Here is a 448-nt window from a genome sequence, read left to right as displayed (position 1 = left end):
GGAACATTTGGTAGTGTCTTAAGTCCAGGAAATCCTCACAACGTCTACGTAGCTGATCTGGCCAAGGTAGAAGTTATGAGCATTATTTCAGTTCACGCTTTAACGAGTGTGATCTGCGGTATTATAAGTGCCGTTGCCCTTAATGGCGTTGCTCACCGAATAATAGCTGAAGACGGCCACCATGCCGCAGGCTGCGATGACCGCCAAGAGATTCGGGTCACCGCCGGTGAGCATCTCAAATGCCCTGATATTGCGACCTTCGCGACCTATGATCCTTCCCTTCATTTCGTCGGACGGCAAATTCACGACGCTCACCGTGGCTTCTGAAGGACACTCCACCTTAGCGATGGAAACGAGGGCATTGGCCAGCGAAGGAAGGGCGAAGTGTTTAAGTTCGAACATCCCCGCCGTGCCTACTACTAAAATGTCCCTGGCCTCGGGAGATAGG

At 52.0% G+C, this 448-nt stretch carries 1 pseudogene; it reads right to left on the bottom strand.

Annotation, left to right across the window (positions count from 1 at the left end):
* Positions 1–216 precede the first annotated feature (216 nt).
* Positions 217–327 (bottom strand): annotated as a pseudogene (locus tag EZM41_RS14690) (KH domain-containing protein); the annotation flags it as partial.
* Positions 328–448: the final 121 nt, after the last annotated feature.

The sequence above is a fragment of the Acetomicrobium sp. S15 = DSM 107314 genome (genome assembly GCF_016125955.1).
In the GTDB taxonomy this organism is placed as follows: Bacteria; Synergistota; Synergistia; order Synergistales; family Thermosynergistaceae; genus Thermosynergistes; species Thermosynergistes pyruvativorans.
This window is presented reverse-complemented; position numbering and strand designations above follow the sequence as displayed.